This window comes from Rhizobium leguminosarum bv. trifolii WSM2297, assembly GCF_000271845.1.
Genome location: NZ_JH719395.1, coordinates 2,438,014 through 2,462,020 on the forward strand (window position 1 = coordinate 2,438,014; position 24,007 = coordinate 2,462,020).

General features: G+C 56.9%; 19 protein-coding genes and 2 pseudogenes. 17 read left to right on the plus strand and 4 right to left on the minus strand.

Features of this window, described 5'->3' with window-relative positions; genetic code table 11:
- Positions 1-2: 2 nt before the first annotated feature.
- Both RLEG4DRAFT_RS64505 and RLEG4DRAFT_RS64510 read left to right on the plus strand, forming a co-directional pair.
- A pseudogene (locus tag RLEG4DRAFT_RS64505) lies at positions 3-140 on the plus strand (hypothetical protein); the annotation flags it as partial.
- Between the two features lie 115 nt (positions 141-255).
- Positions 256-447, plus strand: a complete 192-nt coding sequence (locus RLEG4DRAFT_RS64510; RefSeq protein ID WP_051040919.1) for a CHAD domain-containing protein — start codon at positions 256-258, stop codon at positions 445-447.
- 152 nt (positions 448-599) lie between these two features.
- Here the strand turns inward: RLEG4DRAFT_RS64510 and RLEG4DRAFT_RS27185 are convergent, their stop codons facing one another.
- Entirely contained in the window at positions 600-788 is a 189-nt protein-coding gene (locus RLEG4DRAFT_RS27185; protein ID WP_037094254.1) for a hypothetical protein, read from the minus strand.
- Positions 789-969: 181 nt separating this feature from the next.
- Between RLEG4DRAFT_RS27185 and RLEG4DRAFT_RS27190 the strand changes: the two genes are divergently transcribed.
- The 4 genes from RLEG4DRAFT_RS27190 to RLEG4DRAFT_RS27210 all read left to right on the plus strand — a co-directional run bounded on the left by RLEG4DRAFT_RS27190 (position 970) and on the right by RLEG4DRAFT_RS27210 (position 5,671).
- The gene (locus RLEG4DRAFT_RS27190) at positions 970-1,539 is read left to right on the plus strand and encodes a PIN domain-containing protein (protein ID WP_003581630.1); all 570 of its coding nucleotides are present in this window, start codon (positions 970-972) and stop codon (positions 1,537-1,539) included.
- Between the two features lie 421 nt (positions 1,540-1,960).
- A complete protein-coding gene (locus RLEG4DRAFT_RS27195; RefSeq protein WP_003581632.1) occupies positions 1,961-2,455 on the plus strand; it encodes a hypothetical protein in 495 nt (164 codons plus the stop codon).
- Positions 2,456-2,481: 26 nt separating this feature from the next.
- A protein-coding gene (locus RLEG4DRAFT_RS27205; protein WP_088941441.1) for an IS3 family transposase occupies positions 2,482-3,671 on the plus strand; the annotation gives its coding sequence in 2 pieces (ribosomal slippage) (positions 2,482-2,734 and positions 2,734-3,671; 1,191 coding nt in all).
- Positions 3,668-5,671, plus strand: coding sequence for a DNA cytosine methyltransferase (locus RLEG4DRAFT_RS27210; protein ID WP_003581634.1), 2,004 nt, complete (start codon positions 3,668-3,670; stop codon positions 5,669-5,671). Before RLEG4DRAFT_RS27205 ends, RLEG4DRAFT_RS27210 begins: the two co-directional genes overlap by 4 nt.
- A 58-nt stretch (positions 5,672-5,729) precedes the next feature.
- Here the strand turns inward: RLEG4DRAFT_RS27210 and RLEG4DRAFT_RS27215 are convergent, their stop codons facing one another.
- A complete protein-coding gene (locus tag RLEG4DRAFT_RS27215; RefSeq protein WP_125869664.1) occupies positions 5,730-6,401 on the minus strand; it encodes a hypothetical protein in 672 nt (223 codons plus the stop codon).
- 866 nt (positions 6,402-7,267) lie between these two features.
- Here RLEG4DRAFT_RS27215 and RLEG4DRAFT_RS27225 point away from each other — a divergent pair.
- The 6 genes from RLEG4DRAFT_RS27225 (at position 7,268) to RLEG4DRAFT_RS27255 (ending at position 14,355) form a co-directional block, all read left to right on the plus strand.
- On the plus strand, positions 7,268-7,534 hold the full coding sequence (locus tag RLEG4DRAFT_RS27225; protein ID WP_003581638.1) for a hypothetical protein: 267 nt from the start codon (positions 7,268-7,270) through the stop codon (positions 7,532-7,534).
- Between the two features lie 70 nt (positions 7,535-7,604).
- Positions 7,605-8,048 (plus strand): hypothetical protein, encoded by a 444-nt coding sequence (locus RLEG4DRAFT_RS27230; protein ID WP_037094261.1) that lies wholly within the window; start codon positions 7,605-7,607, stop codon positions 8,046-8,048.
- 471 nt (positions 8,049-8,519) lie between these two features.
- Entirely contained in the window at positions 8,520-9,347 is an 828-nt protein-coding gene (locus RLEG4DRAFT_RS27240) for a TnsA endonuclease N-terminal domain-containing protein (protein ID WP_003581639.1), read from the plus strand.
- 36 nt (positions 9,348-9,383) lie between these two features.
- Positions 9,384-11,519 (plus strand): DDE-type integrase/transposase/recombinase, encoded by a 2,136-nt coding sequence (locus RLEG4DRAFT_RS27245; RefSeq protein ID WP_003581641.1) that lies wholly within the window; start codon positions 9,384-9,386, stop codon positions 11,517-11,519.
- A gap of 2 nt (positions 11,520-11,521) precedes the next feature.
- Positions 11,522-12,490: an ATP-binding protein gene (locus RLEG4DRAFT_RS27250; protein ID WP_003581642.1), complete on the plus strand. Its 969-nt coding sequence runs from the start codon at positions 11,522-11,524 to the stop codon at positions 12,488-12,490.
- Positions 12,490-14,355, plus strand: a complete 1,866-nt coding sequence (locus RLEG4DRAFT_RS27255) for a TniQ family protein (RefSeq protein WP_003581644.1) — start codon at positions 12,490-12,492, stop codon at positions 14,353-14,355. The genes RLEG4DRAFT_RS27250 and RLEG4DRAFT_RS27255 overlap by 1 nt, the downstream gene beginning before the upstream one ends.
- A 293-nt stretch (positions 14,356-14,648) precedes the next feature.
- On the opposite strand, the pseudogene RLEG4DRAFT_RS64515 reads toward RLEG4DRAFT_RS27255, so the two are convergent.
- A pseudogene (locus tag RLEG4DRAFT_RS64515) lies at positions 14,649-14,792 on the minus strand (IS481 family transposase); the annotation flags it as partial.
- 236 nt (positions 14,793-15,028) lie between these two features.
- On the opposite strand from RLEG4DRAFT_RS64515, the gene RLEG4DRAFT_RS27265 reads away from it, so the two are divergent.
- The gene (locus RLEG4DRAFT_RS27265) at positions 15,029-15,523 is read left to right on the plus strand and encodes a DUF488 domain-containing protein (RefSeq protein WP_003581646.1); all 495 of its coding nucleotides are present in this window, start codon (positions 15,029-15,031) and stop codon (positions 15,521-15,523) included.
- A 1-nt stretch (position 15,524) separates the two neighbouring features.
- Here RLEG4DRAFT_RS27265 and RLEG4DRAFT_RS27270 read toward each other — a convergent pair whose 3' ends face one another.
- Positions 15,525-16,334: a hypothetical protein gene (locus RLEG4DRAFT_RS27270; protein ID WP_003581647.1), complete on the minus strand. Its 810-nt coding sequence runs from the start codon at positions 16,332-16,334 to the stop codon at positions 15,525-15,527.
- A gap of 728 nt (positions 16,335-17,062) precedes the next feature.
- Here RLEG4DRAFT_RS27270 and leuS point away from each other — a divergent pair.
- From leuS to RLEG4DRAFT_RS27290, 4 genes are all read left to right on the plus strand, one after another.
- Entirely contained in the window at positions 17,063-19,588 is a 2,526-nt protein-coding gene (gene leuS / locus RLEG4DRAFT_RS27275; RefSeq protein WP_003581650.1) for a leucine--tRNA ligase, read from the plus strand.
- A 247-nt stretch (positions 19,589-19,835) separates the two neighbouring features.
- Positions 19,836-20,162 (plus strand): hypothetical protein, encoded by a 327-nt coding sequence (locus tag RLEG4DRAFT_RS27280; protein WP_003581651.1) that lies wholly within the window; start codon positions 19,836-19,838, stop codon positions 20,160-20,162.
- A 368-nt stretch (positions 20,163-20,530) separates the two neighbouring features.
- A complete protein-coding gene (locus RLEG4DRAFT_RS27285; protein WP_003581653.1) occupies positions 20,531-22,384 on the plus strand; it encodes an adenylate/guanylate cyclase domain-containing protein in 1,854 nt (617 codons plus the stop codon).
- Positions 22,385-22,565: 181 nt separating this feature from the next.
- Entirely contained in the window at positions 22,566-23,933 is a 1,368-nt protein-coding gene (locus tag RLEG4DRAFT_RS27290) for a DUF882 domain-containing protein (RefSeq protein WP_003581654.1), read from the plus strand.
- Positions 23,934-24,007: the final 74 nt, after the last annotated feature.

The following is a 24,007-nucleotide window of genomic DNA, read 5'->3' on the forward strand; positions in this document are numbered from 1 at the left end:
GTATGCTCGGCGAAGCTAGTAACATTGACGTCCTACTCGTCAAGGCGACCGGCGCCGACCGGCGGGACAGGCTGAAGGATATTCGGGTCAAGGCTTATGACGAGGCGATCGAGGCGTTGGGGTCGTCGCGAGCCCGAGCGCTGATGCTGGACGACTTCACTGAGTGGCTGCATTGCGGTGACTACCTGACACGACAAGGTCAGTCCCACAGTAGAGCGCGACGCGGCAACATTCGCCGCAGCCGCTCTCGAGAAGATGCGCAAGAAGCATGGCCGGGCACTTGTCGAGGTCGACGACGAGCACCGCCATCAGGTTCGCAAGGATGCGAAAAAGCTCCGGTATGGAGCGGAATTCTTCGCCACGCTATTCGACGACAAGCCCCGGGCGCGGCGCCACAAACGGTTTTTGGAGAAAATGAGCACGATGAGGACCATCTTGGCGATTTGAACGATCGCTCCTTCTGGATTGCTGTGCCGCGTGGTGTAGGAGACTGGCGCAGCTGACCGCTTCGCAAACACGTCAAATCATGGGGTAGAGTCGGCCCGCTCATCCGAGACGTCATTTGGCATTATTGCATACCCGCAGCAGCAGAGAACGACCTAATCGAAGCGATGACCTTTGGTCAAAAAATCGCGCCCTTTTAGAGAGACGCGCTCTGAACTGACTTTGACCACCAAGACTTCCCCACCAACAAGGACACGCAGAGAGCCAGACGCACGCGCCTTTTCAAGGAAATCAGCCACTTCCTTATCTTGCTCACCAATAAGAATAATTTCTCTGGAGGGCATCTGCGTGAATCATCTCGAATTTCAGAGACTTTCCTTAGCACCAATATTCAACGGAATGTAGATCCCTCATCCGAATGTTGAGCTCGATGTTCCCAATAGGCGCGAACTGCGAGATTTCGCCTAAATCTGTCAACGCATCGTTAACCATGTCCTCTGCACGCTTTGAGCAGAGGACCACGATATGACCACAGCATTTGTGCTTGATACGTGCGTGATCAGTGAGACTGCGCTGCCCCGCCCGAGAGAGCCCGTCATCAGATTTCTGGCGACGGCTGAGAAATACTTCATCCCGGCTGGCGCCTTGATGGAGTTGCAGCTGGGGATAACTAAAGTCTGCGCCACTAACCCCATCAAGGCAGTCAAGCTCAGCGCTTGGTATCATGAGTTGGTGCGGGCTGGCATCCCAATCATCGAGACCGACCGAGAGGTCAGCGAGACCTGGGGCGTATTGTCCGCTGATCCTCGACTCCAGGGTCTATGTCAAAGCGGCAGGAAGGCGATCAGAGGGGGGCAAGACCTACACATCGCTGCCGCCGCCCTGGTTCGACGACTGCCGATAGCGACAATGAACGTCACCGATTTCATGCTCATCCACGAATGCTATCCCCTGCCAGGAGTTTATGATCCGCTGGAGAGCCGTTGGCACACTCGCATGGAGCCACTGGCAGACCAGTATCCGCTATCCCCTGCAAACAAGGACGAAGAAAATCGCTTGCCCGTGCGCCATTTCGCGGGTTCTACAATGGTCTAGTGGCCCGTCTAGTCGGGAATTCAGCCCCGTCGCCGGTCAGAAATTTGCGGCCAGCTTTGGACACTGAGTTCGCGCTGATCTTCACCGTGAATGTTTCGTGGCCCATTTGAACTGACAGCTCCCAACATGGCGAAGCTTTGACATAAATGCCCGGAGCTCAGTTCAGCGTATCGACTACAAGTATGTTTTCGGTTCCATTCCAGCCCCGAGCCGTTATCCGATTTGAGGAAGTCAGCGGCTTCCCTACCCCAAGGCTAGCCTCACTGCCCATCCAGTCAAGTTCCCAAAGGACGGCGGGTGACCGGCCCAAACTCTGGTCCCGGCGAATTTTCTGAAGATACTTCAAATTTTAAATAAGCCATTCGCCGATCCCAAAGTTTCGCGTGGCATAGGTACGCCATTGATCTGGATGGATATTTCGATGGCAAAGCCGAAGACAACCGAAAAACAAGCTTGGAAGACGCCGGGAAAGGCTCGCCAGCACATTTTAGAGCTCCGGCAGAAAAACACCTGTAGCGCGTTCATGCTGGTAGACAGCATCGTGCAGCTCCGGAAGCTTGGCCAAAATCCTGAACCGTTCCTTCGTGCGCAGGGCGTCTCCCCGAACGAGTATCTGATCCTAGAAAAAATCTTGAAACTCTTGTTCCGTCATCGCGCAGCGCTCGAAGACCGGCGAACGGATTTTGAAACGCTCACGGTCTTGGTCGAGGTTGGCATGAGAAGCCGCGCCATGGCCTTGCGGCAAGTTTCCAAGGGGATCGCGATAGACGCAGCAACGGTCCGCAGTTACGAAACCCAACTGCGAGAGAGACGGATGTCTGGTGTAGGCCGGGTTCGTGAGCGCCTTCAAATCGCGGTGCTTCACAAGGCACGCGAGACTGACCTGCCACTGAGAATTTCCTCCAGAATGGATTAGAGTCCGGCCTATTAAGGGACGGACGAATGAAGAAGCAGAGATTTACGGAAGAGCAGATTATCGGTGTGCTGAAGGAGCAGGAGGCTGGCGCGACGGCAGCCGACCTCTGCCGCAAGCACGGGATTTCAGAAGCAACGTTTTATAACTGGAAGGCCAAATACGGCGGCATGGAAGTCTCCGAGGCGAAGCGGCTGAAGGCGCTTGAGGACGAGAATGCCAGGCTAAAGAAGTTGCTGGCCGAGCAGATGCTGGATGCGGCCGCACTCCGCGAGCTTCTTGCAAAAAAATGGTAGGGCCTGCCGCCAAGCGTGAAGCCGTCACGCATCTGAAGGCCGTCATGGGTCTTTCGGAACGGCGGGCCTGCCAGATCGTATCCGCCGACCGCAAGACGATCCGTTATCGGTCCAATCGACCGCCGGAGGTCGATCTGCGAGCGAAGCTGCGTGACCTCGCTAATGAGCGACGGCGTTTCGGCTACCGGCGGCTATTCATCCTGCTTCGGCGAGACGGGGAGCCGTCCGGGGTCAATCGCATATACCGTCTTTATCGCGAGGAAGGGCTTTCCGTTCGCAAGCGAAAAGCCCGTCGGCGTGCTGTCGGCACGCGTGCGCCGATCCTGGTCGAAGCGAAGGCCAATGCCCGCTGGTCGCTGGATTTCGTCCACGACCAGTTTGCCTGCGGTAGACGCTTCCGGGTGCTCAATGTTGTCGACGACGTGACGCGTGAATGCCTGGCGGCAATCCCCGACACGTCGATCTCCGGTCGCCGTGTTGCTCGGGAACTGACGACGCTGATCGAACGACGCGGCAAGCCTGACATGATTGTCTCCGACAACGGCACCGAATTCACCTCGAATGCCATTCTGGCCTGGTCGAAGGATCACAAGGTCGAGTGGCACTACATCGCGCCGGGAAAGCCAATGCAGAACGGCTATGTGGAGAGTTTCAACGGTCGGATGCGCGACGAGTTGCTCAACGAGAGCCTCTTCTTCGGCCTCGATCACGCCCGCAGCGCCATCGCTGAATGGGCTGAGGACTATAACCATTTCCGGCCGCACTCATCGCTCGGATATCAGACCCCGGCAGACTATGCCGGGACCATCGCCGCAACCGGCTCCAACGCTGCGCAAGATGAAAGCTTCGCGTTTCCGCCGGTTGCTCACACCGCGCCATTTGGCGTATTCAAAGCCGCCGAGGCTCTAACCGCCGCTGGATGAAAGTTCAGTGGCAGGTCAAGACCGAGACACTCTTTGTTGAAGACGCTACATTCTTGCTTGATGAAATGCGTGAATACGAGCGTAATTCCCGTTCCACCTTGGTTCGCGATAACATTATCAAGTTCGCAAAGCTCCTTCTGGATGACTTCGAATACCTTTTCGGGACCAAGTTTGCCCCGGTCGAGCATTGGGAGACGATCGGCGCAACCGATAGACTCGAAAAGCAAATGGCGCAGGCGCACTTCGCTTTGAAGCAACTCGCGGAAGGATCATTTTGCAACAAGTTACCTTTCATCGATCCAAAGGACTTTCGGACAAACTACAGCTTCTACGAAAGCGCTCTGCCAAAATGGAGTGCATTGCATTCTATCGAGTTCCTGGCAGGCATCACGCCGCCACGCGTTCGCAGGCCTCAGTCTAAAGGCCGGCGGCGGTTGGTGAAGCTCAACGCAGTTGAGCTATGTGCGGGAATTGGTGGCCAAGCGATTGGTATTCAGGACGCGGGATACAACCTGCTAGGAGTGTACGAGAGGAACGAGGCCGCCGCCCAAACCATAGCGGTAAACAGACCGAGCTGGCTTCCTACCCGATGCGACATCCGTGTCGATTATGAGAAACTGCGCGGAGATATCGCCCAAAAACTTTGCTCGGCAGACGGCCAGCCTGACAAGCAGCTGGATCTTCTTTCAGGTGCCCTCCCCTGGCGAGCCTGGGATGGCCATGGAAAGGGGCTGAAGGATGACAAAGACTTATTCGGCGTAGTAAGAAATTTGATCGAGGAATTTCGTCCCCGATCTTTCTTCTTTGAGACGGCCGAAGAGTTCGAGGAACCTCGTTACCTCAAGGACGTCGACTTCCTGCAGGCCGAATTCGCTGGGCTAGGCTACCACACAGAGATCTTCAGGCCGGAATTTTCAGATTTCGGAATCGTACAAATGCGCCGCAAGATCTATCTTGTGGGCATCCAAAAGCAATTTGCCGGAAAACTCCAACTGCCAGCGTCAAAGCAAAGGGATACCCGTGCGAAAAAAACCGATTCCGACAGCCGGAAGCACAGACGCCCGACGCTCGGCAATGCTCTAGCTTCGGTAGCTTTTCCTTTCACCAGCGTCACCAGGATCACTGTGGCCCGGAGCGAAAATCAGCTGAAATATGAGAAACAGACACTTTACTGGTTGGAGACTTACGGCAAGCAAACCAAAATACCTGACTTGTCGCGCGGCCTAAACACGTTCCGAAAATCCAAAGCCACTCGGCCGCTCGCGCCCGAGATTCGAGCAGACGGGACAAAAAAAAGAGGTCGGAAACCTAAGCAGCGACCGGAGAGTGCAAAGAATAGTCCATATCTTCCCCCGGTGTTGTGGGACACTTGGCAGGGCTATGGGTTCGACATAGAAACCCGCCTTCCGCGGGTTCCTGGCCTTGGTGCCGAGAATCGGACTTTGCTGCCTATCACACCGGAAATTTTGAAGGCTCTACAGGGATACCCGAAATCTTGGCGCCTCGTCGGCGAACTCGACGAGCAGATCAACAGCTTGTGTGAGACAACACCGCCCATTTTAGCAAAGGTAATCTCTCAGGCGATTCACACCGCCCTCATTGATGGGATGATCGATTTAGGGACGCCCCAAGCCGTAGCCATCGACGCCGATCCTCCAGAAACCCATTCAATCGAAATCACCGCCCCGTCGGGTGAACTGATCAAACGTTGGATATGCCACGTTCCACCCTTGCTGCCGGACTTAACCAAGGAAAACAATCCCGGGCTGAAGCTGGGAAGCGTTTGGAATTACGGCATACGAGCCATGCGCGGAGAGCTTCCGAAGTATTCTCGGTACGATGATGTCGGCCCGGAATACGATGATGAAGACGATCATCACGATGATGGCCGCGGCGACTGCGATTTTTCGGAAGATGACTTAGACGAGCAAGACGTCAAAGTGACGGAGCCGACTTTGCCTGGCAGAGATGCCGCTAGCCTGGTCCGGCGTCTCGTGTGACAACAGCATCCAGGTCAGCGATCGGGCTCGCGTCTCGAGCAGTGAAGGACCGAGACTGCTAGATGCCAAGGGTCCTAGTGAAACGGGGATCGATGACCTCTTTCGAAACGAATTCGGCGATGTGCAAGCTTTCACTTTCATCGAATATAAAAACCTCATTGCCGTCAAAATGAACGATGGCCTCCGCTTCTACAAAGGCGATCTTCCAAGTGTGGTCACGCGGGTCTTTGAAATTGAGGCTTTCAACACCGTTGTCCCGCCGACATTCAATGGCGACTTCGAAATCAACACTAAGGAGCCGTTCCAGCCTGTCGCATGCTCTCTTAAAATATCTGTTGTCGGTCTTATTTGGATGCGTCTCGCCCATCAGATGCCGTCCCGTTGAGACCAATGCCGATTTGATTTCATCCAGAGCGGCAACGCTGTCAGCGGCAAGTGCCTTGTCCGTCAAAAGACCAAGGTCTTCACTGTACTCCCACCGATTGTGACCGAACTCGTACCTGGCCCATCGACCTGTGAGCAGACTGCACCCCTCCCACCCATCAGCCGTCGCTCCTGAAACCGCGATCCAGACCGGGCAGAAGACGCTACGGTCGCGGTTTTGAAAGTAGATGAGCAAGTGGCCGTGGTGACTATCACGTCCTAGCCGCGCTTGGATCCCCAACTCATCAAGGATTGATTTCAGGTGTTTTCTGACTGCGCTTAGACGTGAGAGGTGGGGAAATTGCACTGGAACGCTCCGAAACGAGTGTGATGATCACGATCGTTTTCCCGTTCCATGCAAGCAACAACATGCCGCCCAGCTACCGCTTCGCGACACGCGTTAACCATGTTTTAACATTCGTTAAAGGTTTATTAAATTTCGATGGACTTGCGCCCTTGACCGTGCAAGCTTTCCGCGAGCTAAATTCGGACAGATGAACATGTCTTGCCTTCGAATAGAACATCATCGGTGAAGTCGCCTCCAGGCCACCAGCGCAAAGGTGGTCGAACTTCAGTTGGTCTAGCGTCGAGAGCTAGATCCACGATGACAGGTCACCCATGTTCAAGCTCGCACCTAACTTCGAAGACAGTTGTTTCCACGCCACGCCGGCATCGTGCCCGACGGGGCGCTTTCGTGTGCGTCGGATAATTCACCGTTGAGGGAGCGCGGCAAATCTATGCCGCCAAAAGTTCTTTCTGATGTTCCCTCTATGTTCTTCAAAAACTTGCGTTTTTGAAATTATCGAACCTCGTTTGGACCATTACCCGGCGCGACGGAATTTCTCAGACCGTCCATTGATGCGTTCGTGAACAACAGCGCAAACAGCGGAGACGTGACATGAGCAGCATCAAGGACACCTTCCAATACATGGTCGATTTGGATGGCCTGAACGGTACGATACCTCGCGGCAAACAACCATCCCGCCCAACACGACATAAGCGGGAGCCGCATTTTAGCTTCGCTGGCGAGTCGGACCACAAGCGTCCCCATCGCCGGGCACCGCTGAGTAAGTGGCGTTATCCCTCCTAATCCCTGCCTGGGGCATGGCCGCCAGGCCACGCCTTTTCGACAGTGTGTTCCGCAGATTGAAGAGCTTCGCCGTAGGAGGCACCGTGACCAATCAAGTCGATAATGCGAACATCACCGAGCAGCGCTCGATCACCGATACGGTGCTCAATTACGCTGACGTCCTGGCAATGGTTTTGAAGGAGTACGACCGGCTCAATCGTAAACGCCGCCCCTTTGCACGGCCTTCGCAAGACATTGCAGAGAGCGGCGCCCGGAAAGCCTTGATTGCCTGGACCCGGATGCCAACGACTGAAAAGATCGAATTTCGTGCAGCGGCTCACATAGGCCGGAAACTCAAGTCCACGAAGTAATCACCCCCCAGCCAAGGACATGCCGCGTCGATTATGGCGACCGGCGAAGCCATGCCCAAAGGAGGGCAACATGACTATCGCACTTAAAAAACTGGTATCAAAGCCGCCGTCTAACCGCGAACTGGATCGCTTGGCAGAGCAATTTCACTCATATCCAGTGGGTGTAGCTCAGCCCATCTCTATGCGCCTCGAAGCCTTTCATCCCGTCAGCGTGGGCATCATGAAAGGTTACGTGGTGCAGTACGTGTCAATGACCCGACCGACGATCACGGGCGTTTACCGTAGCTATCAAGCAGAGATTGCTCGGATCAACAATGAGCAATCACGACGCGCGAAGCCGCTGCCGACCTTGAGCATGTACATCTTCCGTAGTGCCATCGACAGCCTCGACCCGTTCGTCGTCATGGCCGGTCGCTTCGGGTTCGATGCTGCCATGAGGCACCTCAGGAATTTCGTCCCCCGATACCCGGTCGCAAACAGCACACCGGCTCGACCATTGGCCGTGGCCTTTTAACTCTCCGCACAGCCCGTACCCATCGCACACAAGGAGCGAACACATGACTCGACCTGCTGCACTCCAGGCATTGAAAAAGAGCATCGATGACCTGCTGCGTGAACTTGATCCCGAAAGCCGCAACATCTTTCTGCGGCACGCCTCACGCTACCTCCATGCAATTCGCCCGACCATCGCGAGCCTGTATCGACAATATGAGGGCGAAGTCGCTTGGCTCAACTCCAGGCGCGAACTGGATGGCACTGTGCTCCTGCAAACGTTGTCGCGAGTGACGTTCCGCAGCACGATCCGGTGCGTGGACCCAATCTTGGTTCACGCAGCCCGATACGGGCATGAGAGCGCTGCTGCCAGGTTCCGTCGATCTTCAACGCGGAAGTAGGTCGTAGTCCCACCCGCCCAATCACCGTTGCCTTCTCGGTGGCTGGGCGCCCCACCCCATCCTCAAATCATCCACCAACGACAGGGATTCACATGTCCATTCATTCTGCACGTCTAGTCTCCGCCCGAATGAAAATGCGAAAAGCTGGGCTCGGCTTCGTTCATAACCGCAAAGCCGGGATTGCCGGTATGCAGGACTCCAGTCTACGAGCCACCGGTTCGCTGATGGCGATTGCCGCATCGGCGCCCAAACAGGCGGAGGCCTCAGAGGATGAGACTTTCTACGAGCCTACGCACGGCCTCGCCCTCCGTAGCACGCTCCGCAAGAACGCCTCAGCATCGAACGGGTTTGAGTTCTTCAACGGTATCCGCGTTTATTTCGACAGCGCGATCGAGCACCGTTGTCTCCTACGCTTCATGACTCGGCACGACATCGCCGAGATTCACTCACAGGCGTTGCTCTTCCATTACCACGACGACGACGAAAAACTTCACAAACACACGATCGACTACCTGCTGATCTATAAGGACGGCTGGAAGGATGCCATTGTCGTTAAGCCGGAGCGTAAGCGCGATGAGATGGACGACCTCATCGAGCGCATGAAAGCCCATCCGAGCTCGGCTCAAGTCAACGGCTTCCAGTTTTTGAGCGAAACCTACGGCACTATTGAGGCCGCTGAAAATGCAGATTTCATTCTCTGGTCCCGAGACTTTCAGATTGATCATGAGGTCGCGGACCTCCTGGAGATCGTCCGCACGATCGACGGCTACGTCCGCTTTGGCGATCTTATGCGCTCCTGTCACGACATTGACGAGCGCCGGGTAGCTATTTGGCGGCTGATTGATCTCGGAGTGCTGTTCTCTCCGACCGGCGAACGGATCACCGAACTCACCTACCTCGCAAGGAACCCGGCGCAATAGCGCCGGGCAACGTCCATCAGTCTTCAAGGAGTACCAATGTATCAAGACCTTGTCGCACCAAAACCGTTGAAAAACCCGATCGCTGAGATCACTCGTGAAGATCGTTTCATTGTTGAGGAGGATCCGTACCTTGTGTCTGCGCAAATCCCCGGCGGCCTTAGCTTCCGGCATGCCGATGAGCCGTGGCGAGAGCCGCTGGAGCTGAGCAACGACCAGATCTGGAACTATATCAAGTCCGGCAAGGCCTGGATCGACGAAGGAGCGCAGAACGCAAACGTCCAAGCTCTGAATCTCAGGTTTGGCGGAAGGGAATTCGACAGCTTCACCCCCGATGACCAAAACCGCGCTAACATGCGCAAAGCGATCTTCGAGATCTACGAAGAGCAATGCCTCAAGCTCGGCCACATCAGCCGCTCCGGGGACAAGTTTCAGAAGTGGATCAACGATAATTGGCACCTTGTGTCCAAGCGAGTGCGGTGTGACGTCGTCATTGCCGAGTCAGGCAAGCTGACCCGTTCCACATTTAATCGTCGCTACCGTGAATATAAGGCCAGTGGCCGCAACATGCTCTCCCTGGTGCCGAAGCACACGGGTCCTGGAAGGAAGACTGCTCCCTGGACTCCGGAGGCGCATGACTTTGCGCTCCAGTGCGCACGCGGATTCATGAGCCGCCTGAAACCAACCAAAGCTTTGATTTTCGCAGAATACAAGGCTGCGCTAAACGCAGCGAACCGGGGCCGTCCCGAGGAAGATAAGCTCTACCAGATTTCGCGGACGAAGTTCGACGATATCATCGCGTCATTCCCCGCGTTCGACGTCATGGCAGCCCGCGAAGGCGAGGAATACGCTCTCAAGCATTTTTCACCCAACCTGCGAAGCTACAATGTCGTCCTTCCGGGCAAACGCGTCGAGATTGACGAGTGGAAAGGCGATCTCTTCACATTCTTCGCGAAAGCTGGCGCCCTAGAGGGAGTTACGCCTCAACAACGCGCCAAATTGCGGAAGATTCGGCTTTGGCTTGTTTTCGCAATTGACGTGGCAACTCGGTACGTGCTGGCCGTCAAGGTCGCCCAAGCCCCGAACGCCGAAGCTGCGCTTGGGATGATCCGCCTGATCATGACCGACAAGACGTCGATCTCCCAGGTCGCCGGCGCGGAAAACCTTTGGGTCGGTGTCTGTAAACCGAGAATGCTGGTGAGCGACCACGGCTCAGCCTTAACGTCAGACGAGGTCGTCACTGCGCTCAACTCTTTGAATATCGGCGTAACGCGTCCGCCAGCGGGGCAACCCAAAAAACGCCCGTTCATTGAGAGCCTGTTTCACACTATCGGACCATTTTTGACGCGCTTTTTTGACGGCCAGACGTTCCGAAACATCTGGGAAAAAGGCGATTACGATCCCAAGGCGCACGCTTCTCTCGCGGCCAGTGAGTTCGCGGAAATCGTCGTCCAGACCGTTAACGACTTCTACCACCTCCGCCGCCATGGCTCACTTGGCGGCCAGTGCCCGCAAGATGCTTGGGTGGATGCCGTTGAGACTTATAGAGTGAAACCAGCGCCGCGAGCAATCGACATGCTTCGAGCTTTTGGCAAAGTCTATACGGCCCCCATCACATCCTACGGCATCGTCAAGAACAACGTCCCCTACATGAACGAGCGGCTGGCCGAGGAAGCGCTCAATCGCCGCACGTTCGAATACAAATATGATGAAACTTACATCAATGACATTCTCGTCAAAACCCAGGATGGCGGCTGGTACAAAGTTCCGAACACTATCGACCTCGTTGAAGACCTCGCGCTGAGTGAATGGGACGAAGCCAATAAGGAACTCCTGGCGGAAAACGCCGCTCGGACCGACAAACATAGCTCGACCGTCCATAGCTTCCTCCTCCGTAACCGTGAAAACGGCAAGGCTGCCACGCTTCGCGCGGGCCTCGATCCTGCCGTTCCGTCGGCAGCCAAACTCGCGAAGATGCGGAAGAGGATCTACACGGGCGTGGCTTCCGGCCAGACAACTGGTTTGCCAGTCGACACCAAAGCCCCGGTACAGCTGCCTCCCGACGAACTCAGGCGCGGGACCGTTGGTCGCGTGCGCCCTGCCGAGCTTCAGCCTGCACCCACCCCGCGTACTCCCACAGTTTCCAATTTCTCGCGTTCTAAATGGGATGACTAAGAATGGCCGACATCATCAGCACTGACCGCTCCCGGTTGCGGGCTCTCAAGAACCAAGTCCGCCGAAAGCGGCACAAAAACGAACGCGACGATGATCTCGCCGAGGAGATCCAGGCCATGCTGGACAACGTGGAGGATTTTCTCGAATTCGGAACTTGCGACGAACGTCGCGGATTGTTCGTTACAGGTCCCGCCGGGACAGGAAAATCCTCGGCGCTGAGGCACATCTTGTCTTCGCACCCCGAGTTGCAGCCGTACCGCGACGAGTACGGCGCCCTCATCCGTCCATGCCTCAGCATCAAACTCCCCAAGGAAAGCAAGACGAACGTTGTCGTTGAGCAAGTCATCAAGGCGCTCGACTTGCCTGACGAAGGGTCCGAGAAGCTGCTGACGCCGATCATGCACGACATGCTGAAGGCACACAAAGTGCGACTGTTGCATTTTGACGAGGCACAACACACCGTACGCTCACAAACGTCCAGCGCGTTTGAAGCGGTGCAGGACCTCGTCAAGCAGTTGATCGACCGCGAGGATTGGCCAGTTCAAGTAATCCTGTCCGGGATGCCCCGCATCGAAAAAATGCGCGAGGACGAGCAGATTGGACGCCGTTCCTACGTGTTTCCGTTTCGTCGGCTCGATTTCGAAGCAGATAAGGCAATCTTCTCTGACCTCTTGATCGAGATCGCAGGCGATTGCGGTATCACAGTCCAGCCCAAGATGCTTGAAGTGGAATCCTTGGCCCGTCTCTGCAAGGCTACCCACGGCGCTTGGGGCATCCTCATCTGCGACATTCGCAAGGCCTGCTTCCGAGCGCTTTCCAAGGGGAAAAGCGAAGTCACAATCAATAATTTCGCTCAGGAGTATGAGCGAAATACGGGAGCCCTCCAGAAGGAAAACATCTTTACCGCTGGCAATTGGCAGGAGTTGAAGGTCAAAGAAACCCTCAAGGAGATGCGCGAGGAGGAAGAATAATGGTGCTCCCCGTCCCGGTAACACATGTGAATGGCATCGAAGATCCGGTCAGCTTTGCGTCTCGCCTTAGCGCCGCGAATGGCTATCGTTCACTGAAGTCCCTCCTCGCATCAGGTGGGACAAACGTTACCGATCTGGCGAAGGGAGACCCGGAGGCTCTCGCTAAACTCGCGAGATGGTCCGGAGCAGCGCCGGACCATCTCGCGGAGCTTGCAATTGTGTCTTCTAAAGACCACAACACTTGGCGGATCGGCGAAGCTGTCTTCAACAAAGACATGCGACGCGGCAATCGTTTCCGGTACTGCCCCACCTGCATCGTAGATGACGTCAGCCACGGCAAAGAGCACCCGGCGGCACGACCATACGTTCGGGCACAATGGCTGACGAAGGCGGTGGTTAACTGCAGTCAGCACCATCGACCACTCGTAGAGGTCGATTTTCCCAATCATCACGAACACGACTTCGCTCGCTATGTCGCTAATAACTTGCCTGCCATTGAGCACGTAGCAAAGGAGGATTTCGAAGCACAGTCCATTAGCGTCGATCTGTATGCGGAAAACCGCATCAAGGGCATCTATCGAGAGCAGTACCTCGACCGCTTCCCGGCGTATGTGGCGATTGACCTCCCTACATACCTTGGCCGATTACTCAAGCGAAACGATGCAACATGGGCTTTGGTACCAGCTGAACTGCGGGATGCCTCCCTTCGCGAGATCGGTTTTCATTTCGCGAGGCAGGGCGCTGAAGTGATCAGGCAACTTGTGACCACGTTCATCCGCGCCAAACGGCCGGATGGCGGTGAAAAGTTTCTGTTCGGACATCTGGGACGGTGGTTACGCAGTAACAGTTCGAAGCCAGAATACGCGGAACTCGTCGAGCTGTTTCAGGACGTCGCGGAGCGGAATCTCCCATTCGGGCCCGGCGACTTCTGCTTCGTTCCGGTTCGCAAACGATATCTTCACTCAATCAAAACAGCTAGTGCCCAATATGGATTGGTCGAAAAACGAGTCATCCGGCTTCTCCGCGATGCAGGGTGTATCGGCGACGAAAAGCTCCATTACAGCCGTATTCATTTCGATGCCGAAAAGGCGCACGGAATTCTCATGAACGCCGCTGAGACGCTCACCAGCAGACAGGTGCGCCTCGAGTTAGCGGTGACCGAAGAATTCATGGCAGACCTGTTGGAATCGGGTCTGCTTCCGACGGTTGAAGCACGGCCTGACATTCGCAAGTTTTCGAGAATCCGCCGAGAAGACCTCACGGAGTTCAAACGGAGCATCGTTGCGGCGAGTACGTGCTCCAATGCTGACGAAGGTATGGGCACGATCTTCGAAGTCAGCCAGAAATGCGGTTGTCGTGCACACGAGGTTCTCGCGATTGTCTTGAAGGGAGGCCTCTCAAAAGTCTCGGCGCCCAAGATCGATCATTTCAAAATCCATGGCGTTGTCGTCGATATCGACGAGGCAGTCAGGCTGGTCGTTGGAAATCGTGAGTCAGCGTTCCAGCGAGATCACGCCGGGTACGTCTCGGTGGAGGACGCTCGGGTGATCCTCCGCGTGAAGCCGCTCACGATAAAGTATCTCTTACAGCACGGGTTGCTCTCGCTGTCGAAAATCTCAAGCCCAGTTTCATCCCGTAGCAAGGAGTTCATTACCCTTGCGTCTCTTGAGGCCTTCCAAAGCGAGTACGTGACCCTCGGCGAACTCTCGACCCGGTACGCAACTCACGCTATTGCCGTTACGAACGCCTTGGAAAAAATCGGGGTAAAGCCATCGCCGGAGCGAGCAGGTGCCGTCACGCGATTCTACCGCCGGGTGGAGGTGGAGAATGTGATAATCAACGCCCCGAGCCGCAAACGATCGTAGGTGACGAGGTTGAGTTCTTATCTAAGGCCCGCTTTTCGCGGGCCTTTTTTGTGCGTAGGAGCGCCCCTTCGGCCGGTTTGCCCCGTCACTGTCGGCGCCTTTCCGCCCCGGGCGCACATCCGTCGATGTGTCAGCGCAAAGCTATCGCGGGCGGCGGCGCACACCTATCGCGGCGAAGGTTACTCACCTAGCTAAACGGCAAGAAACATTTCCCATACTATATTGTAATTGCTGGATTTTTTGACATGCGAATGGTTCGCAGGCGCAAACCTACGCGGGCTAATCATTTATTCCTAAGACATAAGTAACACTTTCGCGCCGAAAGGGTTCGGCAGCGGTTCGAGCCTGCATGTCTCGTCATCGAAGTATCCCAGATCGTAATCCATGAAGCTTGCGAGCCAGATATGGTCTTCGACCTGTTTGATTCCCACGGCCTGAGCGTCAAGCGACCATACGTCCGATGCCCACGGACGGCGATCGACTAACCTGCGTTCCAAAGCGATACACTGGGAGCCGAGGCGTCCCATGCAGGCCCAATCGGCATTGGATCACATGCGCTGGAAATTTGGTACTTACCTCTGGCAGCCTGACCGTCGATGTCGTATCGAGGCGCGCTGCCTACGCAAGCGTGGAGCCAGCGACGCCATTCAACATGGCGGAGAAGGAGCACCGCATGAAGACCGTCTATACGATAGGCTACGAAGGGACCGACATCGAACGGTTCGTGAAGACGCTCACCGCCGTCGGCGTCGAAGCAGTGGCAGACGTCCGGGCCGTTCCACTATCTCGCAAGAAGGGATTTTCGAAGAACTCTCTCCGCGAGCATCTCGAAAGTGCTGGGATCAAATACCTTGCCATGCAGGAACTCGGCGATCCGAAGGAAGGACGAGAAGCTGCGAAGTCGGGAGACTACGATCGCTTCAGAACGATCTATTCGGCGCATGTAGACCAGCCGGAATCCATCACCGCCATTGAAAAGCTTGCAGCCGCTTCCGAGAAACAGGCTGTCTGCCTGCTCTGCTTCGAACGCGATCCGAAGACCTGCCACCGATACATCGTCGGCGAGCGGATGGGAGCTTTCGGCTACGAGATGATGCATCTCTTCGGCGACGATCCGACCCGCTACCTGCGTCACCGGGATAAGCTGCCAAAGCATTTGTCGGCCTAGATCAGAAGAGTTCGCCCTGAAACTGGTGGGGCGGGTAGATCAGGCTGATGATGAGCCATTGGTCCTGGAACCTATGCTGGTTTCCCATCAGCAGCATCAGATCCTTCGAAGGCAATTCCTTCTCAAGCTTCTCTCGGAAGTAGCGTTCCCAGTCCGCGCCGTACAGTCGCTCGCAGGTCAAGTAAAGAGCCCCAACCTCCCAATCGACCAGCTTGTGCCTGAAGACCTTCGCAGTCACGCCCTCGCCGCACTGATATCGATAATAGAAATCATACGGCAGCTTCCGCAGGGTCCTGATCGACGGCTTGTCGTCCTGATCGAAAAGCCCTCCCTGCGTCTGACCGCCCAGGAGCTTTGCCAAGTCGTCCTCGGTCCACTCCGGATTGGAAACTCGCTCGATATCCAAGCCCAGGATGCGGGCAGGCTTGAGCAAGGCAAGTGAAAGGCGGCCTGCTTGGCGTGCAGCTTCTATATCGTCGAAATGGTCGAAAGGCTCGATGGCAGTCAGCAAGCGACGTCGCTCGCCCCAGTCACGGCCGGGTTGGACCACGGTGCCGCCTTCGATGGTGTCCGTCTTGATCGTGAAGCTTTCCGGACGATGATCCTTTTTGGCCTTCTCGACCTTGGCCTTGATCCACTGCCATTTCTTGAATTGCTGGTCTTCTGCGATCAGTCGGAAGGGGACGGGAAACAGGCGTACGAGGCTGCCGTTCTCTTGCATTCCGGCCACGCATGTCGTCTCCGCATACTTACCGCTCGGCGAAGGATAGGTTTTGCAGAGGATGAGAATGCGGACATCAATGATCGCCATTTGGCTTGCTCCCAGACAAGTCGCGACAGAGTCGCGGCTGTCCCGATTGCGCCTATGCAATGCTGCGGAGTCAACTCAGCGTTGCCGCCTGATGAAGACAACGCACAACCATTTTCTGGATATCCTGGATTTTTGGCCGTCTGTTGAGTGGCGCTGGCCGGCCACCAGTTTTCCTATTCCGGTTTCTTGTGTGGTGCCCTTGCGATTTTCGGAATACGTGGTTTCGGTGCGGCGCGTTTCGCAGGGACTTTGGGTGCCGCTGCAGCGGAAGCAGCGAAGACGCGGGCCTGGGGATGCCTAGCATCTCTGCCAGCACGCTCCAAGCGAATGCGAGCAAGTCCAGATTGACTTGAGCACGCTTGAGCATTTCCGCATGTACCTTCGGATACCATGGGCCTTCCAGCCTGCTTCCAGAAGCGGCGCTGAACGGCGAGACTTGGCCGATCTAATTTGCGCGGTTTCATCGGGATGGCGGGAACATTCGGATTGCGCCGCTGCAACTAACCGCGCCGCCTGCGTCTGGACAGGAATGCGGTTCCGTGTCATCAAAAAAGACATGAACCCCGCGCGCACCAACTCACAGCTCCTACTCGCCATCATTCCGATGGTGGGTTAGCACGCGCTCGCGTTTCTGAGATGCAGCAACCCGCCGAAGAGGCGGGTTTTTTGTTGCCATTCCTCTTCGGTCAGAAATCGGCTCCGTTCGAGAAGACAGAAGGGAATTCGCAATGCCATATGACCCCAAGACGATCGAGCCGCGATGGCAACGATACTGGGAGGAAAACCAGACGTTCCGGACCGAGGACGAGCAAAGCCGTCCGAAGTATTATGTCCTTGATATGTTTCCCTATCCGTCCGGCGACGGCCTGCATGTCGGTCATCCGGAAGGTTATACCGCGACCGACGTCGTGGCTCGCTACAAGCGCATGATGGGCTTCAATGTCCTGCATCCCATGGGGTGGGATGCCTACGGGCTGCCGGCCGAGCGATACGCCGTGCGCACAGGCGTCCATCCAGCGATCACCACGCGGAGCAATATCGCGAATTTCAGGAAGCAGGTCCGGCGTCTCGGCTTTTCCTACGATTGGAGTCGGGAGATTTCGACCACCGATCCCGAGTTCGTTCGATGGACGCAATGGATCTTCCTGCAAATGTATAAGGCTGGCTTGGCCTATCAGGCAGAAGTTGCCGTCAACTGGTGCCCGGCACAGGGTACGGTCCTCGCCAACGAGGAAGTGAAGGATGGCCGCTACGTGGAAACCGGAGACCCGGTGGAACGTCGCACGATGCGTCAGTGGATGTTGAAAATCACCGCCTATGCCGACCGCCTGCTCGCGGATCTAGACGAGCTGGACTGGCCGGAAGGCGTCAAGGCGATGCAGCGCAACTGGATTGGCAGATCAGAAGGCGCTGAAGTGACTTTCGATGTCGAGGGTCGGGAGAGTTCCCTGACAGTTTACACCACACGTCCGGAAACGATCTTCGGCGCTACGTTCATCGTCGTTTCCCCCGAGCACCCTGCCATCGATGCCATCGCTTCCCTCGGCCAACGCACAGAGATCGACGCCTACCGCGCCCGCGCGGCGGCAATGAGCGCAATAGAGAAGTCGCAAGCCCAATGGAAAAGCGGGGTATTCACCGGAGCCTATGCGATCAACCCGGCGAATGGTTCGCGGATTCCGATATGGGTCGCTGACTACGTCCTGATGACCTACGGCACCGGAGCAATCATGGCCGTTCCAGCGCATGACGACCGCGACCGCGATTTCGCGCAGGAGTTCGGGCTGCCGATCGTCGAAGTCGTGTCGGCATCTGGCTGCCCCTCCGGCGATGTGCCGCCCGCTGCGCGGCCAGGCGAAGGCTCGATGGTCAACTCCGGGTTCATGGATGGAATGGAGACGAAATCGGCGAGAACGGCAGCAATCTCATGGATGACCGAGCAAGGTTTTGGTGTGCGGCGCATCGAGTACAAGCTGCGCGATTGGCTGTTCTCGCGGCAGCGATACTGGGGAGAACCCTTTCCCATCCTGCATGCCGCCGACGGCAGCATCGTGCCGCTGCCAGAGGACGCCCTGCCCCTGCTGCCTCCCGAACTGGATGAGTACAGGCCAACGCCAGACGGGGAGCCGCCGCTGGCACGGGCGGGCGATTGGGTTCGAACGGTCGATCCGAAGTCCGGCATGGAAGCTCTGCGGGAAACCAACACGATGCCACAATGGGCGGGATCGTGCTGGTATTACCTGCGTTTTGCCGATCCGCGGAACGTGACCGCGCCGATCGATCCCGAGAAGGAGAAATACTGGCTGCCCGTCGACCTTTACGTGGGAGGAGCCGAGCATGCGGTGCTGCATCTGCTCTACGCGCGTTTTTGGCACAAGGTCCTGTTTGACATCGGCGTCGTGACGTCCAAAGAGCCGTTCCGCAAGCTGTTCAACCAGGGAATGATCCTGGCCTTCAGCTACAAGGATGCGGCTGGGAGGTACTATCGGCCCGAAGACGCAGCCGAGCGCGACGGCCGCTGGTTTGTCGGAGAAATCGAGGTCGAGCGCCAGGTCGAGAAGATGTCGAAGTCGAGGCTCAATGTCGTCAATCCTGACGAGGTGGTCGAACGGTATGGCGCCGACGCCATGCGTCTCTATGAACTCTTCATGGGACCGTTGGACGTTGCCAAGCCGTGGCAAATGTCCGGCGTGGCCGGGGTCAGCCGCTTCCTCCATCGCGTATGGCGGATCGCAGTTGGAGAGGATGGGATGTTGTCGAGCAAAATTATCGATGCGGAGCCGTCTCCGGAGATCGCACGCGTTCTTCACAAAACGATCAAGGCTGTCGGCAACGACATCGAGGCCCTGCGTTTCAACACAGCGATCTCCAAACTGATGGAGCTGTCAAACGCATTGACGGCTCTGGACATCAAGCCACGGTCAGCAGTCGAATCCTTCGTTCTGCTGCTGGCACCCTTCGCGCCTCACATTGCCGAGGAACTCTGGCGAATGCTGGGGCATCCGCAAAGTCTGTCGCATGAACCCTGGCCGACATACGACCCCACTCTCGCCGACAATGATATCCGCGAGTTTATCGTTCAGGTGAACGGCAAGCTCCAGGGAAGGATTCAGGCCGCTCCGACGATCAGCGATGGCGAACTCCTGGTGCTGGCTGCGAGGGAACCTGACGTTGAGGCGAAGCTGATGGGGAAGACCGTGCTGAAGGAAATTGTCGTCCCCGGGCGGCTCGTGAACTTCGTGATTGCCGACTAGCGAATGAACGATCAGGAGCCGTTGCCATTGGTGTCGGCTGCGGCTTCATCGCAATTGGCCCTGCGGGAGGGCTTCGCGCGGGGCCTGGAGCAACGGAATGACTGGTGCAATTAGCTGGCGAGCCCACCCCTGCGCTCGCGGAACGGCCGGCTCCAGCAGGTTTGAATCTCGAGATAAGCCTTTTGGATACATATTCGCCGTGGTCTGACGCCGTTACAATCGTCGCTTAGGAAGAAGGGAGCGAACGATGAAAGCGATCACGGTTTCTGGCCTCATTATCCTAGCCTTCGCATCTTGTGCATATGCCGCAACCATGACGGGGGAGCAGATGAAAAGCGAGTTGGTAGGCCACCCAATTCACTGGAAGTCAAAGACGCAATCGGGCATCACAACTTATAAACCAGACGGAACGATTGAAGCGACTGTCGACGGGGACAAGGCCACCTACAAGGGCACATGGAGCATCAAAGACAACAAGATGTGCGAGAAGTTCGGTAAGGAAAAATGTGCAACGATCAATTCGCTCGGAGGTAAGAAATACTCCAAGGGGGATGGAACGCTTACGGTGGAATAGCGCCTGTTGCGGAGCCGTCTCCAGAGATCGCGCGTTCTTCACAAAACGATCAAAGCTGCCGGCAACGACATGCAGGCCCTGCGTTTCAATACAGCGATCTATAATGGAGCTGTCAAAGGCGTTGACGGGTCTGGACATCGAGCCACGGTCAGCAATCGAATCCTTCGCGGCCGAGGCTCCATCGCAATTGGCTCCCGTCTAGCCAGGATGACGCAAGCGGGCCAGTCCAACATCTTGAAAACAAAGCGTGTGTGTTCAAAGGCGGCAGCGCCGGTCGAGTGCTCTGTTGGATGTTTATTAGCTTCCATGAAACATGCGCCTAAGTCATATATAATGTCTGCGGAGAATTCCTGTCGGGGGATCAAGACATGGAGCGCAGGTTATCTGCAATTCTGGCCGCCGACGTGGTCGGATACTCCGCCCTTATGGAACAAGACGAAGCGGGCACATTTGAACGTCTTCGAGCTCGCCGTACCGAGCTTTTTGAACCCGAGATTGCGCGGCATCATGGGCGGATCTTCAAGCTCATGGGCGACGGCCTGCTCGCGGAGTTCAGCAGCGTGGTCGACGCCGTCGAATGCGCGGTGTCTCTGCAACGCGGAATGACAGAGCGCAACGCCTCTGTAGCCGAGCAGGACAGGTTCAACATCCGCATCGGCATCAACATTGGCGAAGTGATTGTAGACGGGGACGATCGCTATGGCGAAGGCGTGAACATTGCGGCCAGACTGGAGCAACTCGCGCCACCGGGCGGGATCTGCGTTTCGGGCAAGGTGGCGAAGGAGGTCGAGAATAAGCTCGCGTTTACCTTCGACTCCGCTGGGCGGCAGAAGGTCAAGAACATCGAAGAACTTGTCGATGTCTACCAAGTGCGCATCGACGCCCTGCCACGCCGACGCATCCGGCACAAGCGCAGGATCGGCCGACGATGGTGGACCATTGGAGTCCCGGCAACCATCGTCGCCGTAGTGGCCGCATGGATGGCGTTACAGAACCTGCTAACCATGACCTCTCCTGCACGTTCCGGTACGATCCCGTCTGTCGCCGTACTGCCCTTCCAGGATCTAAGTGCCGACAAGAGCCTGGGGTATATGGGAGAAGGGATGGCCAACGACGTTATCGCCATCCTCTCGCGCTTTTCTGACATTGCAGTCGTCTCGCGAACCTCGTCGTTTGCATATCAGGACAAGCAAGGCGACATCCGTCAGATCGGCAAGGAGCTGGGCGTCGGCTATGTCGTCGAGGGCAGTGTGCGCAAGGAAGGCGATAGGGTGCGCATCGTTGCACAGCTCATCAACAGCAAAACGGGGGACAATGTCTGGGCGGACCGCTTCGACAAGGCCGGAACCGACCCATGGGCGCTTCAGGATGAGTTGACCGGCAAGATCGTGGGGGCGATGACTGGCGAATTCGGAGCCATTCGCAAAGCGGACTACAGTCAGGCCTGGGGTAAGGATAGCACTAACCTCGCTGAATACGACTACTACTTGCGCGCGGAAAGCCAATTGAACCTCTACACGAAGGAAGGTCTCGAGCGATCAGGCGAGATTTCACGCCAGGGTCTGCAGGCCTTCCCTGGCTCCCCTCTTTTGACCGTCGAGTTGGGCTGGTCTCACTGGTTGAACGCTGCGCTGCTCTACAGTTCTGACTCGCAGGAGGATCTTCAGGAAGCGGAGCGACTGGTCAATCAGGTCCTCGCGGACAAGAACCCGAGCCCGCAAGTGGCGAGATTGGCACACTGGCTCAACGCTTGGCTCCTCACTCTCAAGCGAGACCATGACGGGGCCGTTGTGGAAATGAACAAGGCCATCGCGGCGGCACCCTATAACGCGTTCACCCTTACCGACGCAGGAAGTATTTTCCTACAGGCCGGTCAACCCGAAAAGGCGCTGGAGCTGACCGACGCTGCAGCCGCCCGCGATCCAGGGCTATCTTGGTTTTTCAACTATGTGCGAGGTTTTATCTATATCGTGCTTGGCAAAAACGAAGATGCAGTCGAGGTGCTGAAGACCACGGAATTTGCCGACGCGCCATTGCAACTAGCCATCGCCTATATGCGGCTGGGACGCGAGGCAGACGCCCGAGCTGCCGTCGAGAAGATGCTCAAGTCGGCTCCGACCGCGACGATCCAGTCGTGGCGGCAGACCTGGAACTTCCGAGACCCTGCCATTCTCGATCAAGCCGCGGCAGACCTTGCGCGAGCCGGCCTTCCGCCGCAATAGCCTATCCACGGTGTTCAGCCTTGAGGGGGATGTCGCCCTCGCGCTGGATCTTGCATCCTCAGTTCGCCGAGCTCTGCACCCGCTTGTTAGGAATTTGTTGACCATAAGCTGGCTTTACTAATCCTGATGGATGCGGCGTTCCCGCCCGTCGTCGAGTGTTTTAGTGTAGGACGGATTGTTGGTGTTGAAGTATTCACTGCAAGGTTTGCCGGGCGGAGCCTTGGGCGGGATTGCCACACTCCTGTCGCGGGCGGAGCGCTTAGCAGCGCAGGCCGTTATGCCGGCTTTGTTTGCGCTCCCGGCACTTGTCGGTTCCGCATCCTTTGCCTCGGCGGAAGATCGGGCCCTGAAGCTGTTCTTTACCCATACGGGCGAGAGGGCGACGATTACCTACAAGCGGGATGGAAAGTTCGATCCCAAGGGCCTTGCCCAGATCAATCGGTTTCTGCGCGACTGGCGACGGAACGAGCCGACCCGGATGGATCCTCGGCTGCTCGACCTGGTCTGGGAGGTGTATAAGCGCAGCGGCGGCAAGGATTATATCCATATCGTCTCCGCCTATCGTTCGCCGGCGACCAACAACATGCTGCGCAGCCGCTCTCGCAGCACCGGTGTCGCCAAGAAGAGCCAGCATATGCTGGGCAAGGCGATGGATTTCTACGTTCCCGGCGTGAAGCTTGCGACACTGCGGGCAACCGCCATGCAGATGCAGGTCGGCGGTGTTGGATATTATCCGACCTCGGGATCGCCCTTCGTGCATCTCGACGTCGGCAATGTCAGGGCCTGGCCGCGCATGTCGCGGCAGGAACTCGCGCGAATATTCCCGAATGGGAAGACGATGCATCTTCCGGCCGATGGCCGGCCGCTGCCGGGATATAATCAGGCGGTTGCGAACTATAAGAAGCGCGTCAGCCCCACCTCGATAGAGATCGCCAGCACCGCTGGAGAAGACGAAGACGCAGGGGCGTCGAGCACGCCTGGCGGCGACACCACCGACGGCAAACTCGTGACGGCACTTCTGCCGACGCCGAAAAGCCGGGCCTTGAATGCGCTGGCACGACAGACCGACGCGGTCGAGCGAGATGACAAAGGCTCCGCTGCGGATGTTTCATCGCTCTCGATTCCGATACCGGCGATGCGGCCGCCAGCCCTTGCGCAAGACGCTGGCGCGGACGACAAACTGGTGACGGCATCGATCGGCCCGATTGCCGCACTTCCGGAGAAACCGACGCCTGGATTGCCGGCCCACGCCCGCTTCCATCCCCTCGTTGCTGCACGGGAGACCGCCAGGCAGGGCGCCGATATGATCGCCTCCCTGCCGATGACCGCTTCCTGGGAAGAAGCGAATTTCCTCGGATCGACGTCCGAAGCGGCGCTGATGAAATGGGCGCTGCATTCTCCCGGCGAGGCGGTTGGATTGAGCGCGCCTCGTCTATCCCCCCGCACGGTTCATCGGGAGGCGAAAATCGCGACGTCACGTGGGGATGTTCCGGTCGCCGCGGCAGGTCCGTTCGATGCCAGCCGGTTTGCGTCGCTCCCGGAGGGTTGACCTCGATCATCAAGGCTTGATCCGACGGCAATCGCGGCCAAGATCCGCAAGCCCGTCCTCTGCTACCTCTTCAG